The sequence below is a fragment of the Periweissella fabaria genome (assembly GCF_918814575.1).
Lineage (GTDB): Bacteria > Bacillota > Bacilli > Lactobacillales > Lactobacillaceae > Periweissella > Periweissella fabaria.
Genome location: NZ_CAKKNS010000001.1, coordinates 414409 through 429164, shown reverse-complemented (window position 1 = coordinate 429164; position 14756 = coordinate 414409). Strand labels below are relative to the sequence as shown.

Genomic DNA, 14756 nt, shown 5'->3' with positions numbered 1-14756 from the left:
TTAGATGGACATGAATATTGTAAGTGAAAGTTATAAAGCTAGTAGTCTTAATCGTAATGCTGAGAATGCAGCAATCACTGAATTAACGGTCATGCAAAATAGTACGGCAGCTTTTCAAGTCATTTTGCATGATAATAAGACTAAATGGGTAAATGTTGGAACTAGTTATCGTTTTGGACCGGATTTAGCAACCCCTATCTATCGGATTCAAGTAGAAAGTCAATTGAATGTTAATGTTAATCTAATTGACTATTATCTTGATGATCATGGAATCGCATACGCTGATAAAATTATTGAAGATGAATTTATCAGCTATCCAGGTTCGTTAGACGCCCCGATTTTAATCACGATTCCCACAACTAATTTAGCAGTCGGGGAACGTAGCTTGAATGTGAAAGTTTATCAAGGCTTACCAGGACAAGCAGAAACTTTAATTGATGATCGGCAATTAGTCGTTCACGTGATTGCTAATCCGCTTGAGGCTACGACACCACGCTTACATGTTGACATTTGGCAACAACCAGCTAATTTAGCTAAACAATTTAAAGTTGGTTTATGGAGTGATGCGCACTTCACCTTGATTGATCAAATGGCCTCAATGTTAGCCGAAATTGGTCAAGATGCCGTTACTTTAATTGTGAGTGATGATCCGTGGAAGGGCTGGGGCGCATCCTTTATTAAGTCAAAGCCCGCTGATTTATATGAAACTAATATGGTAACCGTCCGAAAACGGCAAGGTCAGGTGGTGACTGATTTCACTGCGATGCAACGCTACATTGACATTTTTGCTAGTCATGGGATTGACACCGAATATGATTTGTTTGGCCTATTAGGTCTGTGGGATTTACCGTTTTATACCGCCGTACCAAAGAGTGATTATCCCGAAAAAATTGTGATTCGTTATTATGATGAAGATGCCAAAGTATATGGTTTCTTATCCGAAAAGGCGGATATCATTACGTATGTTAAGCAGGTATTACAATACTTTCGTCTGCATGGTCTTTGGGAGCGGGTGCGAATTATGGCCGATGAACCTAAAGCCACAGATTTAGAACGATTTAAGGACTCATGTGCCGTCTTGCAAGCCCAAGTTGGTGAAGCAACACGCTTACCATTGAAAGTTGCATTCAACAATTTAGAAGTTTTAGCAGCGTTAAAAGCGGTTGTTGATTATCCAGTAACATCCCTGTATGCAACAACGCAAACCTTTGAGGGTGTTGAACATCCCCAGCAAGAATACTATGTCTGCAATATGCCTAATCGGCCCAATAGCTTTTTAGCAAGCCCATTGGGTGAAACGCGGCTATTAGGTGCATTGGCTAGTGAATTAAGAGTTGGTGGGATGTTACGTTGGGCCTTTAATTGTTGGGCTAGTGATGCGCAACATGATATTAATTACAATCCAAACTTCTTTCCCGTTGGTGATATGGGCTTAGCATATCCTTTGGAAAATGGCCGCTTAAGAGGCTCATTACGCTTGTTGGCTCTTATGCGTGCATGTGAAGATTACGCATTGTTGATGAGTGTTGATAGTGCAACCCGTCAAGTTGCGTTAGCGAGTCTATTTAATAATCACGATATTGCGAGTTGGATGGTTGATGAACGGACAACAGCGGATGGAATCTTTAGTAGTGATGATGATGCGTTTACTAAGTTTCGTAATATTTTGTTAGCCAAGTAAATGAGGGAGCAATAAAATGGCACAATTAAATCCAGCTTTACTTGCTGACAAACCTGAAATATTAGAACTGTTAGCGTTACTTGATGCAAAAGATTCAGCCGCAATAGCCCAACGTGATGGCTTATTGCGACAACTAATCCCCAAAATCAAACCATATCCAATTGAGCAATTAAGTTTAGATGTACAAGATGTCGGCTACCAAGCACGGGATGGCTATCAGTTAGTCTCACGCTTATATTGGCCAACTGAATTACCACATGACCACCAATCAATAGTATTGTACATTCATGGTGGTGGCTTAATCAGCGGTACGGTAGATGCAGCTGACCAATCAGCACGTGACTTTGCTAGTTTGGCTAAAGCACCGGTATTATCATTGGATTATCGCTTAGCACCACAAAATAACGCTAGTGATGATTTAGTTCAGGATGTGTTTAGCGGGCTACAATGGACAGTTGAGCAGGCCGAACATTTGGGGCTTGATGTTGACCGTATTCAGCTGGTTGGAGTCAGTGCTGGGGGATGTCTTGCAGCAGGCATAATTCCGTTAGCCCAAGCCCATAATATTGCAATTAACCAATTGATGTTGATTTATCCAATGTTGGATGATGCGACAATTAATGAGCAACCGGATTTAGTTGGCTTGACGACTTGGACACCACAAATGAATCGTCAAGGATGGCAAAGCTTACTGAAAGATCATTTAGGGGATGTGACGTTACCAAGTACGGTTGTGCCAATGCATACGCAAAATTATGCAATTTTTCCAACGACATACATTGAAGTTGGCGATTGTGATATTTTTGCAAGTGAAGACCAACAATTTGCTGCTAATTTAAAACAAGCGGGTGTAAGCACTGAACTACATGTGTACGCAGGCTTACCGCATGCCTTTGAGTCGTTTGGAGCGGCCGCATATTTACCAGCAATCTATCAAAATCGAAGTACATGGTTATTAAAAAATAAATAAGCTAAAAGGCAAGGAAAGCTGGTGGTTTCCTTGCCTTTTTGTATCTACTTTTAAAGTATGCTATAATTTTATAATAATTAATTGATTAATTAATAATTTTAATCAAGTTAATTACATTTTTTATTATCGAAAACGATTTAGGCATATGAGAGTGATGAAAAACGAATGACGCGTTAAATCAAATTAGTTGAGTTTAGTTAATTTGATTTGTTGATAAAGGAGTTTTAATAACATGAGTAATGCTAACAATACAAGTCAGACACCAGCAGAAGGTACACTCGATATCGATCGACAGCGGTTCTTAAAATTAATTAGTCAATTGGCAACGATTATGTGTATCGCAATGTATGTGTCGTATATTCCACAAATTATAGCTAACTTTACTGGTTCGCCAGTATCACCATTTCAACCGCTAGTCGCAACAATCAATGCGACCCTTTGGACAGGCTATGGTTCATTAAAAGCGAAAAAGGACTGGCCGGTAATTATTTCTAATGTCCCAGGGATAATCTTTGGGATATTTACAGTAATTACGGTTTACGTTCACTAGACTAGACCATAAACGGGATTTAATTCCAATTATAATCAATGTCACACGCTCCTAATAAAAAATGCAACGTTACTATATAAACGTTATCAGCAACCTTCTATGCAGAAGGTTGCTTTTTTTGTCAAAATAATAGCAAACGTGTCCGCAAGTCTAAAGTTAATTTTAGTTGATTAAGTGAAATATCGAACAAATTAGATTGCGGATATTATGTCAATAAACAAGACGTCCGATTTATACCGATTTAAGCTATAAGTCCAAAACGAATTAATCACGGGCATGAACATCAGCTTAATCTGTGAATTAAAGGGGCACCATATTTGAATAAACCAATTAATTTGGCCACTAGCATGCGGGCAATCAGATAGTTCAAAATTAACGATTATACCATTGACTAGTCATTCATGCTGAAGCGATAAATGATTAAAGTTAACTGTGCTGCTACCGCCGTTTTTTCGAAGAGTTAATCGTAAAAGTTGTGCGCACCAAGCAAAGGATGGGATAGCTTTAGCTACTTTGTGGATATTTAAGTTAGCTGTTAATTTAACCGCTTTTAATTTATGCCAACAGCGGTGATAATTAAGTTGGTTGACCAAGTTTATGGACTTCTTTGAACGGTGGATGACATAATATTAAGTGAAAACAAGGTTATTATTGCTATATACAAATTAAGCGTATTTTATTCCTTGTATCTAAAATAACAGTCAGATATTTTATCTTTTAAATAGCTTTTTGTTATTGACAATAAACAATAAAATAGCTGCTAATCAATTAACGATTAGCAGCTATTTTTAAGGGGTGCTTAGATAAACAATAAGCAGCCAGATATAAGTAAGAAAATATATAGCAAACGATTGAATTTTTGGGGATTAATTTTCGTTAATAGCCATTCTACTAAAATGCTAATGCCAATAAATCCTGGAATGAGGAGTAAAATTGTTTGCAAAACAGTTGCATTCCAAAAGCCACTGACCCCTTGACCAATGACAATGAAGAAGCCAACAACTGCAAAATAAGTTTGTAAATTAGCGCGGGTATATTGCAGGGACCATTTTGAGAGATTCCCATAAATCGCAACCGGGGCACCGTGGGTATTGATGGCCCCACCAAGAAATCCGGAAACAAAGCCAACAATGAACCGTGGGATTTTAATACGTGATTTTGTAAAACCAAAACCAAATAAATTAAAGATGGCATAGCAAATTAAAAAAATACCAGTAAACCATTTCAACGCATTTAAGCTACCGTAATGCACAAATAGTAAGCCTAAAGGAACACCAATAATCGAACCTGTGAAAAGATTCACCAAAAGATTACGATCGATTGCACGATAATTACGAACCGCACCAGGGAGTGCTAAAATGAGTCCCATGATACCGATAATTGCAATACCGTTGTGTAAATTATAGGCGATTAATAGCAGCAGCGGTGTTGTAATGAGGGCCTCACCAAAACCAAAAAAAGCGCGCACAAAGGCGCCAAATAAAAAAATTATATAAATAACAGGCGTTATCATGTTTTCACCTAACCGAAATGTTAATTTTAATTGTTATCTTTTGTGATTATACTAGATAAATATTAAACTCATATTAGTGTAATGTAAACTAGGGGGGACTATATGGAAAAAACAGAATTGTATCAGGCGTTATATGCGTTAATTGATAATTCAAATATGCAAAGTACCAACGGTGTTCGGCACTATGAACCCGATTTATTACAAGATGTCTTAATATGTATTCGTAATTTGAAGGAAAATCAAACGGATGACTTCTTTAATGAAGGGGCACTAAGTCGTTTTATTTTGAATTCGTGGGAAGACCATTATACCGGTACACAAGCAGCTGATGAAATGGCGGCTATTTTGGAACAATGGATTTTAAATCGGCAGTATAGTGTCTATGATGTGTTTTTACCGATTAGTGGGATTGAAATTACTAAACACTTAAAGGTTGGTGCGCTCGAATTTATGACCAGCGATGCGTGGCAAACCGATTTTCAAGCATTATGCACGCAATTTAACATTGATGCTGATGAACAAACTTTTTTTAATGATTCGCTTAAATTGCCGGCCATCAAAGTGCAAGTTTCCGCATTTTATTTGAAAGAAGCAATTACGGTGGCTCAGAGTGCTGCGCAAATTATTTTAAATTATCTGACAATTAAAACCGGTAATATTGGTCAAAGTAGTTATTTATTCCAAGTTAATAAAATAACCGAAATCCAACATTTGTATGCCTTAGCAATTGGCCATGCTGATGGCTATCATCGTATTAATCAGCCCCAACAAAAAATACTGGCGAATCGTGAATTTGTCAAAATTATTACGCAAACTGATGGGTTACTAAAATCGATTAAATTAATTAGTAAAAAAATTACTAATCGTGTTCCATTGACCAAAAGTGAAGTTAATTTACGAACCGCCCTTGATAAACAAGCCTCTGCATATTTAGATACTGATAATCAGCAAAAAATTACGTTGTTAATTGCTGGGATGGAAGCGATGCTAGAACAACCACCACGTGAAGTTCGTGAAGGTATTGGGAATCAATTAGTGCATGGAATTGTGATGTTGCTTAAAGATCATCAAACACATGCAGAATTGGAAGATTTAGCAACAATTGAAGAAAATGTGAATGAACTCTACAATATTCGTTCACGGATTCTACATGGGGATAACGTCTATGTTTTTAAGAGTGGTTTGCGGATTCTTGATCGGTACTTAACGGCAATTATCGATGAAGTCGCCGGAGATTTTAATAAATTTAACAATGATAACGGCATTGCAAATGCGGTTAAAACATTGCGTGATCAAAACAATGTTGTTAATGATATCAAGTGAGCTTGAACTTTAGGTGCTAGTGGGGCCCGTTGGGGTGATTTTGTTAAATTAAAGTGATTTTGTTATAATAGAAAAGTACATTTGCGAATATTATTAATGCTTCAATAAACATATTCAAGGATGGTACAGCATAGTTTAGCAAGACAAGCTACTAAAAACCTATAATCTATAAAGTTACGAGGCGACATCATAAAATGCTAAAGAAAAAAGTATTACAGGCAACGGTTCTGTCAGCAACAGTTTTATCAATTGGATCAGGGGCACTCTTGGTATTTAATCATCAGACAACATCGGATAAGATACATGCCGCAACATCTGATAAAAGTAAGTTAATTACATTAATTAAAAAAGCCCAAGAATTGCATAGTCAATATTGGACACCGGCAACTTTTAATCAACTTCAAGTTGCGTTAAAAGCGGCCCAACAAGTTAATAATCAAGAGCATGCTACTCAGGTCCAAGTTAACCAAGCGACTAATACCTTACAAAATGCGCTTAATAAAATGCAACGACAAGTCGGGGTTAATAAAAAAGGGCTACAACAACAAATAGATGTGGCAAGTACCCATAATGCGGCCGATTTTACTAAGGTATCATTTGACAAGCTACAAGCGGAACTAATTGCGAGTCGGGGGGTTATTAATGATGCTAATGCAACCCAAGCGATGGTTGATAATAGCATTTGGAAATTACGCAATGCCGGGCTTAACCTCGTATCGTTAGTACCATTACGGACTCAGCTTGGAGCAGCAACGCTTTATCAAGCCACAAATTACACACCATACTCATTTAAGCTTTTACAAAATGCAATTAATAGTGGCAAGATGATATTAGTGAATCCCGATGCAAGCCAATTAAATGTTAACAATGCGGTTAAGCAGTTACGTAAAGCAGTGGGAACATTAACTCACGAATTACCTAGTCTGACCTATACACAACCGAGCGGTACAAGCATTGCTTTTTCAAAGTTTGGTAATATTTTAAATGGTCAACAAGTTGATTTTACAAGTACATCATTTGACCAAAGTATTGTTTTTGATTTAATTGGTAACTACAATGATGGTATTACCAATGCACCACAATCGCTATACTTTAAACCAAGCCAAAGTGATGTTGAGACACCAATTAATTCGGGCCAATTGACTGATAGTCAAGCATTGGATTTAGCTAACTTTGCGGCGGGAATGATTAATATGGTACGCTCACAGATTGGTCAAACACCGCTACTAGTTAACAACGATAGTCAAAGTGAAGCGGCTGCAGTGGCGACTAATTATAGTAATGATAATTGGGATGGTTTCGCTAAGCCGCTTGAAGCGCCGCATAATCTAGCCGCTTTAAATGCTGCTAACAAGCAATTTGGTAACTACAATTTAGATGGAGAGTGCATGTCTTATACGCTCAACGTCAATAAATCTTACTTAATTAGTCAATATGGTGCCAATATGGCAACAGCTAAACTCGGATTAGCTTTTGATATTGTGCGCATGTTGTATGCTGATGGTGGTATCAATAAGTATAGCCATGAAATGAATTTATTAGATCTAGATAGTGCTGGTAATTTAATTAAGCGTGAAACTACTTATCTAGGTTTGGCAACTGATAAGTTTGGTAATTTTCATATTGCAACCACGCATCCGTTAGCACCAGATGAAAAGCAAGGTCAATTTACAAATCAATAATAATTGTTAAAAAAGCAAAGGATAAAACCTTTGCTTTTTTATTTATTGAATAATGGTATTATGATAGATAAGCGTATTTGGGATTGGTAACCAATCGCGAATAAAATGAACGAGGAATTAATAATAGATGATTGATCAACGCATTAATCGCCAATTTGATGAACCATATTTAGAAGATCACACAATGCAACGTAAGTACGTTATTAAAATGAATTTATCGTTACTAGTTGTCAAACAGTATTTACGGAATTTTGTTGGTAATGTAGATACTAAAACACAGAGTCCAATGTTGTTTGCAACTTTTTTTGAAAAGTATGCCGAACTTGATATCAGTAAAGGAATTCCATTAATTACACAGATAACGACAAAGTTAGCCGCTGAATTTCCCAATGAACCACTTTTTGACACCATGCAGGCATTTTTTATGGATCTTGATGAATATGATCCAGGTGTACAAGCAATGTTTATTGATTGTATTAAGCAAATTGATGATATACCTGAAATTGACGATTTAATTACCGTGCTACACGATTGGTATGATACCTACGTTAATGACACTGAAGATCCTATAAATGTCCAAGCCAATTATGTACCGCTACCAGTTATTGATGAATTAGTACGCTTTTTTAGTTTACAAGAACATGTAAAATTGTACGCAGAAAATTGTGGTTCCGGGGCCCCACAATTAATCTTAGGTGGTAAAACTAGTCACTTCATCATGTATGATACCAATGATGATGTAACGCAATTTTTTAGTAATTTATATCAGTTTAGTACGAGTATTCCAATCAAGCATATTAAGCGTAATGACCACGCGATTTCAATTTTTCCAGACCAACAAAACTGTGATTATGCGCTAATTAACTTAGGTTATACCGCTACCGCAATTAAGGCCCAACAGACATTAGCAACTAATCGGCCAAGTCGGAGCACTGATAATTTAATTGATTTAGCACAACTACGCCGCTTAATGGCCCCCGATAGTCGAGTTGTTTTATTTGGTAGTCAAGCAAGTTTGCAAGCCATTTTGTGGGACAATATCAACCTTGAGGATGTTGGTACAAATCAATTTGTAGAAGCATTAGTTGTTATTAAAGCAAATGAAGCTGAAATGATGCCAGAAGATGTGTATTTTCTCTATCTTGATATGGCCAATATTGAGCAAGTTTTAATTCACTAATGCTTCATGGATTAATAATGCTTGTTTGAGTAATTTACCACTTCGATAGTTACCATATTGACCACTACTAAGAATGACACGATGACAGGGAACGATAATGAGCAGTGGATTTTGAGCCACTGCATTAGCGACAGCACGTGTACTAGTCGGTCGTTTAAGCTGTTGGGCAAGCGTATGATAAGAAATAGTCGTTCCGGGCGTTAATTGCTCAAGTTCATGCCACACAAGTTGTTGAAATGGCGTTGCATTTAAAGCATGATGCGGCACGGTGAATTGAGTTGTCGGGTTATCAAAATAAGCACTTAATTCACTGGTTGCTAAGGTCAGAATGGGTGTAATTTGTGCTTGTAAATTAATGGCACCATACTTGTGTGTTAATTCTGTGCGAAAATCAACACAGGTACTAATATAGACGAGGGCGTCATTAGTCGCAATCAAGGTGAACTTATATTGCTGCCAAGTAAATGGTTGAAAATATAAAGTTTGCATTTGGTCACCGCCAATCAGATTTATTTTAAGTAAAAACTAAGAAAAAACCTTGTGAGCAAAAGTTCGCCAAGGTGTTTTTTGAGGTTCAAAACTATGAGTCAGTAATTTAGTTTGTATATAGCAAAAATTAGTCGTTATAAGTGATTGCTTTGACATTTGCAAAAACTTCAATACCATAGTGACTTAGTTCACGGCCATAACCAGAATCTTTAATACCACCAAAAGGTACTTCACTATGTGATGCCATGCGGCGATTAATTGAAATTTGACCTGTTTCAATACGACTAGCAAGGCGACGAGCGTGCGCAATATCCGTTGCATAAATAGCTCCGCCAAGCCCGTGTTCTGAGTTATTGGCTAATGCAACGATTTCGTCATCATCGGCTACTTTATAAATTTGCGCCACCGGACCAAATAACTCAGTATCATACATTGGATTATCAGGAGTCATCCCCGTTAGAATCATCGGCGTAAAGCCAGCACCAGGTTGGTTGGTATCAGTTAACTCACCATATAAAACTTGGGCGCCACCGGCAATAACTTGTTCGGTTTGTTCACGGAGTTTCTTTTGGGCGGCTTTTGAAGAAAGGGGCGCAAGAGTCGTGGCTTCATCGAGAGGATCACCGAGTTTGTAGGTGGCAAATTCAACTTTTAATTGAGCTAAGAACTCGTCATAAATATCAGCTGCTACAAGATATCTTTTACCGGCGGTACATACTTGACCGGCGTTAGTTAAGCGGGCTTGGGCGGCTTCTTTAACTGCCCGAGGAATATCAGCATCGGCTAAAACAACAAAGACATCTGTCCCACCAAGTTCCATGCTGGATTGTTTTAAATATTTACCAGCACTTGCCGCAACGGTACGACCGGCACCATCTGAACCAGTGAGGGCGACACCTTGAACGCGGGGGTCCGCAATGACAGCATCAACTTGATCATAATCGAGGAATAAATTTTTAAAAGCCCCCACAGGCCAACCAGCATTGTGACAAGCTTCTTCAAATGCTTGGGCACATTCTGGGACAATGCCGGCGTGTTTTAAAATAACCGCATTTCCTAAAATAAAGTTAGGTGCGACTACGCGCATTACTTGGGTATATGGAAAATTCCATGGTTCAACGGCTAACACAATCCCCGTTGCTTGGTACAAGACATAAGCGTTACTTTTATCAACACTTGGGAAGGTTTTAGGTTTAATAAATTCTGCCCCGTGTTTGGCATAATAGCGTGCAATAGCGACGTTATTTTTAACTTCGGTTCGCGCTTGACCGATTAGTTTTCCCATATTAGTTGAAAGTAATTTGGCATAATGTTCACTATTATTTTCAAATTCATCAGCAAGTTGGGTTAATAATTGTTCTCGTTGGTTAGGAGTTTGTGACTTACTGGCAAGATAGAATTCATGACCGTTGGTTAAAGCATTTTCAATATCTGTGGTAGACGCGTTTGAAAATTCGTTAATTAGTGTTTCATTGAATGGATTAACTGCTTGATAACTCATAATATTAGTCCCCCTTTTATATGCCTCCATTATTTCACTTTCTTTCTGTAAGATAAAGTAATACGGATTACTTGATGGGCAATTGTAAAGATAGTGTCAAATTACGGAATTATGATTTTAACAACTAGCGTAATATGATAGGTTATTGCCAATAATATCTTTTTAAGGGGGCACAAATATGCAAGCAATAACGAAAAGAAGTATCACCGGTGAGGGGAATGGCATTATCCAAGTGCCCCAACCAATACCAAAAACGGGCGAATTATTAATTGAAATTGCTGCAAGTGGGGTTAATCGATTAGATTTAAATCGGGTAGCGGCTGGTACTGCTGATTTAATTTTAGGTGTTGAGGTAGCTGGGGTGGTGCTTGAAAATCATAGTACCGATCCACACTTTGTGCCAGGCACCCGTGTCGCTGGAATTGTTGATGCAGGTGGTTATGCCCAGCAAGTCTGTTTGCCAGCTAAGCAAGCATTATTAATACCTGAGTCAATGACGTATGTTGATGCGGCCGCCATTCCGGAAAATTATTTAACGGCTTATCAAGCTCTAATTTGGTTAGCTAATTTACAAGTGGGTGAAACGGTATTAGTTCATGCCGGCGCAAGTGGGGTTGGTTTGGCAGCAATTCAGTTAGCTAAAACACTTAAACGCGCTAAAGTTATTGCAACGGCTAGTCCACGCAAACACGCTGCATGTTACGCTGCGGGGGCGGATTTAGTAATTAATTATCAAACAACGGATTTTGCAACGGCGGTCCATGATTACGATGCTCATGGAGCGGATGTTATTTTAGATTTTATTGGCGCAAGTTATTTCCAACAAAATTTAACGTGTGCAGCAGTCGATGGCCGGCATATTTTGATTAGCACGTTGGGAGGTAATCAAGTTGAACATTTTGATTTACGCCTCATTGCCGATAAACGCCTTAGTTTAATTGGGACGTTGCTATCACCAAGAAGTAACGCATATAAGGCAGCCTTAACACAAGCATTTGCCGCCGCAACGACAAGATTATTTACGACAGGCCAATTAAAGCCCGTTATTGATAGTTATTTTGATTTTGCTAACACAAAAGCCGCCCTCGAGTACATGGCGGCTAATCGAAATATAGGTAAGATAATTTTAACGCATTGACTATTTTGGATTACGACGATCTGCGTATAGTTCACTACTAATAGTTGACGCCGCCATCGCTAAAATAGCTGATGGATAACCTAGGTGATCACTAAAGCCAGTTAGTAGTAAGGCTGTGAACCAATAAATACAGCCAATAACACCTAAAACTTCACCACGATATGGAAATAACTTTTTGGTTAGTGGTGTCGTATTTAAAATTGGACCGATAAAAAGACCTATAATTAGTGCGCTAAAGAATATAATATCTTCAAAATTAAACATGGCGCATCCTCCAATATCTTTCAAAGGATACAAAACATCAGGGCGCTTTGTCAAATTAATTTCTAATAATTATTATTTTATAAAAAAATACTATAACATTTCTGTTGAAAACGCTTTCATAAGATGGTAATATGTACTTGTCAATAAGTATGTTTTGATTTCTCCATAGAATTAACTGAAATTCTCATTCCTTAGGCCTACTGGTGTAGGTCTTTTTTGTTGGAAAAATGCTAAAAATATTACGAAAACGCTAATTTTCTTTAAGGACCTAATGCATTTTGAAGTCGATTACGTGTATTATCAAAGGGGTATGGTATGATATAAGTACTGTCAGCTTAGTCTGACTAAGCGGCTAATAAATCGTCATAAAGGAGTTTATTGATGAAAGGATTAAAAAAGGTACTGGAATGGGTTATCCCAATTATTATTGGGGTTGCGATTGCCTTCTTTGTTAAAGATAACTTTTTATCAGTGGTTAAAGTTGATGGGACATCAATGCAACCAAACTTACAAAATCGTCAGTCTTTGGTCTTGTTACATAAAGCGCAGATTAAACATGATTCGGTCATTGTTTTTGATGCTAAAGAAGTTGACCCTCAAGCCAATGGCCAAAATATTGATTATGTAAAACGGGTGATTGGATTACCTGGTGATTCGGTTCGGTATAGTGCTGATGGTAAGTTGTTTATTAATGATAAACAAGTTTCCCAAAACTATATTGCTAAGGATCAACAAAATGCCGGCACGCTTAATATGTTAGGTCAAGTTTTTCCTGGCTTTACATTAACATCACTTGCCCAAGCGCATAAGTGGACTTTTAAAGCCGATAGTAACAACGTTATTCCTAAAGGTTACTATTATGTAATGGGAGACCACCGCTCCGTGTCAAATGATAGTCGTTACTGGGGACTTGTACCAAGAAGTCAAATTTTAGGTGTGGTTAAGGCCTTCCCATGGCAAGCCAACCACCAAATTATTAATAACTACAATCCAAATTAAGTAAAATAATCGCATGGTGTTATCTATAAATACCATATGAAGCCTCCGTGAAGAAAAATTCTTGACGGGGGCTTTTCTTGTGTCCATTTGGTTAAATTACTTTTGATTTAATAAATGTTAAAAACATACAAGAGTTTTACAGATTATCAAATGAATCTTATTTAAGGTATGGTACTGTTGTTAAATAGATAAAAAATATAATGAGGTATTCAGATGGTTTACGTTTCACTTGGAGTGGCCATTATTTCAGAGCTAGTTGCAACGTCTTTATTACGTATTAATGCAACGAGTTCCGGCTTCAATCCGCTATTAGTATTAGGAATTTGTGTATTTTATTGCATTAGCTTTTATTCATTAGGGCAATCATTGACCGTTATTCCAACCGGTGTCGCCTATGCAATTTGGTCGGCAGTTGGGATTGTTATTTTGACCGTCTTAGACCGAGTTGTGTACCATACGCAATTCACATGGCAGGTTTACTTAGCGTTAGGACTGATTGTTAGTGGGGTAGTGTTACTGAACTTATATGCCCCAAGTCACGGCTAAAATAAAGCAATATTGGTAAAATAGCTACAATAAAAGCCAGGAGAATGTATTTCTTTCCTGGCTTTTTGATTAAAGGCTAAAATCATTAATGATTTTGTTAATGGCATTTGTAATAACCGTTGATTTTCGATCACGACTCGTAAGTAAATAAAAATTACGATTGAATGTTTCGTCAAGCATTTGATAGGGGATGTCTTGTGGCAAGGCATTAATAGAGACAATTGATTTACCAATGCCGGCTTTTAATAGGGCAACGATAATATCATTATTGGCAATTGTGACTTGTTCTTCTGGTCGGAGATGATTGGCCTTGAAGTACTGTTGTGTGAAATGATAGACGCCTGATCCAGTTTCTCGAACCAACCAAAGTTTATTTCCCAAATCACCAGCCAAGACTAACTGGTCATGCATGATGACATGACTGGCAACATTATTATCAACGATCGGTTTTTCAATTAAGCCCATATCAATGTGATGCTGACTTAATAATTCCAGGACTTGGTCCGAATTATGCATTTGAACTTCGATATCAAAGTGTGTATTTTGGGCTAAAATAAATGGTAGTAATTTTGGTAAAAATATAGCGCCAGTAGTATGTGAAACGGCAATTTTAAACGGTATTTTAGGTTCGTTATGCGTTAAAACGTCTTGTTCAACAGCTTGCCAATCACTCATGATTTTCAGGGCACGATTGTAAATACGGCGTGCAATCTCAGTTGGAATTACTTCACTATGGCCGTTACGAATAAACAACTGAGTATCAAAATGATTTTCTAGCTGTTGAATGTGATTACTAACGGTTGGCTGGGAAATAAACAGTTGGCGAGCGGCATTTGAGAAATTACGTGTCTCATACACGGTGATAAAAGTTGTTAAAAGTCTGAACATAGTAAATCCTTCGTATTAAGAATACTGATTGA

General features: G+C 37.6%; 14 protein-coding genes. 9 read left to right on the top strand and 5 right to left on the bottom strand.

From position 1 onward, the window contains the following. Positions 1 to 4 precede the first annotated feature (4 nt). The 3 genes from LQZ75_RS02125 to LQZ75_RS02115 all read left to right on the top strand — a co-directional run bounded on the left by LQZ75_RS02125 (position 5) and on the right by LQZ75_RS02115 (position 3201). The gene (locus LQZ75_RS02125; RefSeq protein WP_230096197.1) at positions 5 to 1681 is read left to right on the top strand and encodes a DUF4091 domain-containing protein; all 1677 of its coding nucleotides are present in this window, start codon (positions 5 to 7) and stop codon (positions 1679 to 1681) included. A 16-nt stretch (positions 1682 to 1697) separates the two neighbouring features. After that, positions 1698 to 2651 (top strand): alpha/beta hydrolase, encoded by a 954-nt coding sequence (locus tag LQZ75_RS02120; RefSeq protein WP_230096196.1) that lies wholly within the window; start codon positions 1698 to 1700, stop codon positions 2649 to 2651. Positions 2652 to 2883: 232 nt separating this feature from the next. Further along, the gene (locus LQZ75_RS02115) at positions 2884 to 3201 is read left to right on the top strand and encodes a SemiSWEET family transporter (RefSeq protein ID WP_230096195.1); all 318 of its coding nucleotides are present in this window, start codon (positions 2884 to 2886) and stop codon (positions 3199 to 3201) included. Between the two features lie 799 nt (positions 3202 to 4000). Here LQZ75_RS02115 and LQZ75_RS02110 read toward each other — a convergent pair. Beyond that, positions 4001 to 4714 (bottom strand): sulfite exporter TauE/SafE family protein, encoded by a 714-nt coding sequence (locus LQZ75_RS02110; protein ID WP_230096194.1) that lies wholly within the window; start codon positions 4712 to 4714, stop codon positions 4001 to 4003. Positions 4715 to 4816: 102 nt separating this feature from the next. On the opposite strand from LQZ75_RS02110, the gene LQZ75_RS02105 reads away from it, so the two are divergent. The 3 genes from LQZ75_RS02105 to LQZ75_RS02095 all read left to right on the top strand — a co-directional run bounded on the left by LQZ75_RS02105 (position 4817) and on the right by LQZ75_RS02095 (position 8899). Beyond that, positions 4817 to 6037, top strand: a complete 1221-nt coding sequence (locus LQZ75_RS02105) for a hypothetical protein (protein WP_230096193.1) — start codon at positions 4817 to 4819, stop codon at positions 6035 to 6037. A gap of 194 nt (positions 6038 to 6231) precedes the next feature. Then, positions 6232 to 7719, top strand: coding sequence for an SEC10/PgrA surface exclusion domain-containing protein (locus tag LQZ75_RS02100; RefSeq protein ID WP_230096192.1), 1488 nt, complete (start codon positions 6232 to 6234; stop codon positions 7717 to 7719). Positions 7720 to 7846: 127 nt separating this feature from the next. Further along, complete coding sequence (locus tag LQZ75_RS02095) at positions 7847 to 8899, top strand: hypothetical protein (RefSeq protein WP_230096191.1); 1053 nt, start codon at positions 7847 to 7849, stop codon at positions 8897 to 8899. Here the strand turns inward: LQZ75_RS02095 and LQZ75_RS02090 are convergent. Both LQZ75_RS02090 and LQZ75_RS02085 read right to left on the bottom strand, forming a co-directional pair. Next, positions 8888 to 9388 (bottom strand): methylated-DNA--[protein]-cysteine S-methyltransferase, encoded by a 501-nt coding sequence (locus LQZ75_RS02090; RefSeq protein ID WP_230096190.1) that lies wholly within the window; start codon positions 9386 to 9388, stop codon positions 8888 to 8890. The two genes, LQZ75_RS02095 and LQZ75_RS02090, sit on opposite strands and share 12 nt — an antisense overlap. 127 nt (positions 9389 to 9515) lie before the next feature. Then, positions 9516 to 10889, bottom strand: coding sequence for an NAD-dependent succinate-semialdehyde dehydrogenase (locus tag LQZ75_RS02085; RefSeq protein ID WP_230096189.1), 1374 nt, complete (start codon positions 10887 to 10889; stop codon positions 9516 to 9518). 178 nt (positions 10890 to 11067) lie between these two features. On the opposite strand from LQZ75_RS02085, the gene LQZ75_RS02080 reads away from it, so the two are divergent. After that, complete coding sequence (locus LQZ75_RS02080; protein WP_230096188.1) at positions 11068 to 12027, top strand: NAD(P)H-quinone oxidoreductase; 960 nt, start codon at positions 11068 to 11070, stop codon at positions 12025 to 12027. Here the strand turns inward: LQZ75_RS02080 and LQZ75_RS02075 are convergent, their stop codons facing one another. Further along, positions 12028 to 12291: a hypothetical protein gene (locus tag LQZ75_RS02075; RefSeq protein ID WP_230096187.1), complete on the bottom strand. Its 264-nt coding sequence runs from the start codon at positions 12289 to 12291 to the stop codon at positions 12028 to 12030. A 381-nt stretch (positions 12292 to 12672) separates the two neighbouring features. Here LQZ75_RS02075 and lepB point away from each other — a divergent pair, with 381 nt between their 5' ends. Together lepB and LQZ75_RS02065 are read left to right on the top strand one after the other, a co-directional pair. Further along, entirely contained in the window at positions 12673 to 13290 is a 618-nt protein-coding gene (gene lepB, locus LQZ75_RS02070; protein ID WP_230096186.1) for a signal peptidase I, read from the top strand. Positions 13291 to 13503: 213 nt separating this feature from the next. After that, positions 13504 to 13836 carry a DMT family transporter gene (locus LQZ75_RS02065; protein WP_230096185.1) on the top strand — a complete coding sequence of 111 codons (333 nt, stop codon included), beginning with the start codon at positions 13504 to 13506 and terminating at the stop codon, positions 13834 to 13836. 69 nt (positions 13837 to 13905) lie between these two features. Here LQZ75_RS02065 and LQZ75_RS02060 read toward each other — a convergent pair whose 3' ends face one another. Continuing rightward, positions 13906 to 14724 (bottom strand): LysR family transcriptional regulator, encoded by an 819-nt coding sequence (locus tag LQZ75_RS02060; protein WP_230096184.1) that lies wholly within the window; start codon positions 14722 to 14724, stop codon positions 13906 to 13908. Positions 14725 to 14756 lie beyond the last annotated feature (32 nt).

What these genes read in the sequence shown, in the direction of transcription:
- lepB (WP_230096186.1), top strand. Translation starts at nt 12,673, where the DNA reads ATGAAAGGATTAAAAAAGGTACTGGAATGGGTTATCCCAATTATTATT.
- LQZ75_RS02085 (WP_230096189.1), bottom strand. Translation starts at nt 10,889, where the DNA reads ATGAGTTATCAAGCAGTTAATCCATTCAATGAAACACTAATTAACGAA.
- LQZ75_RS02120 (WP_230096196.1), top strand. Translation starts at nt 1,698, where the DNA reads ATGGCACAATTAAATCCAGCTTTACTTGCTGACAAACCTGAAATATTA.
- LQZ75_RS02095 (WP_230096191.1), top strand. Translation starts at nt 7,847, where the DNA reads ATGATTGATCAACGCATTAATCGCCAATTTGATGAACCATATTTAGAA.
- LQZ75_RS02105 (WP_230096193.1), top strand. Translation starts at nt 4,817, where the DNA reads ATGGAAAAAACAGAATTGTATCAGGCGTTATATGCGTTAATTGATAAT.
- LQZ75_RS02060 (WP_230096184.1), bottom strand. Translation starts at nt 14,724, where the DNA reads ATGTTCAGACTTTTAACAACTTTTATCACCGTGTATGAGACACGTAAT.
- LQZ75_RS02090 (WP_230096190.1), bottom strand. Translation starts at nt 9,388, where the DNA reads ATGCAAACTTTATATTTTCAACCATTTACTTGGCAGCAATATAAGTTC.
- LQZ75_RS02080 (WP_230096188.1), top strand. Translation starts at nt 11,068, where the DNA reads ATGCAAGCAATAACGAAAAGAAGTATCACCGGTGAGGGGAATGGCATT.
- LQZ75_RS02100 (WP_230096192.1), top strand. Translation starts at nt 6,232, where the DNA reads ATGCTAAAGAAAAAAGTATTACAGGCAACGGTTCTGTCAGCAACAGTT.
- LQZ75_RS02065 (WP_230096185.1), top strand. Translation starts at nt 13,504, where the DNA reads ATGGTTTACGTTTCACTTGGAGTGGCCATTATTTCAGAGCTAGTTGCA.
- LQZ75_RS02115 (WP_230096195.1), top strand. Translation starts at nt 2,884, where the DNA reads ATGAGTAATGCTAACAATACAAGTCAGACACCAGCAGAAGGTACACTC.
- LQZ75_RS02075 (WP_230096187.1), bottom strand. Translation starts at nt 12,291, where the DNA reads ATGTTTAATTTTGAAGATATTATATTCTTTAGCGCACTAATTATAGGT.
- LQZ75_RS02110 (WP_230096194.1), bottom strand. Translation starts at nt 4,714, where the DNA reads ATGATAACGCCTGTTATTTATATAATTTTTTTATTTGGCGCCTTTGTG.
- LQZ75_RS02125 (WP_230096197.1), top strand. Translation starts at nt 5, where the DNA reads ATGGACATGAATATTGTAAGTGAAAGTTATAAAGCTAGTAGTCTTAAT.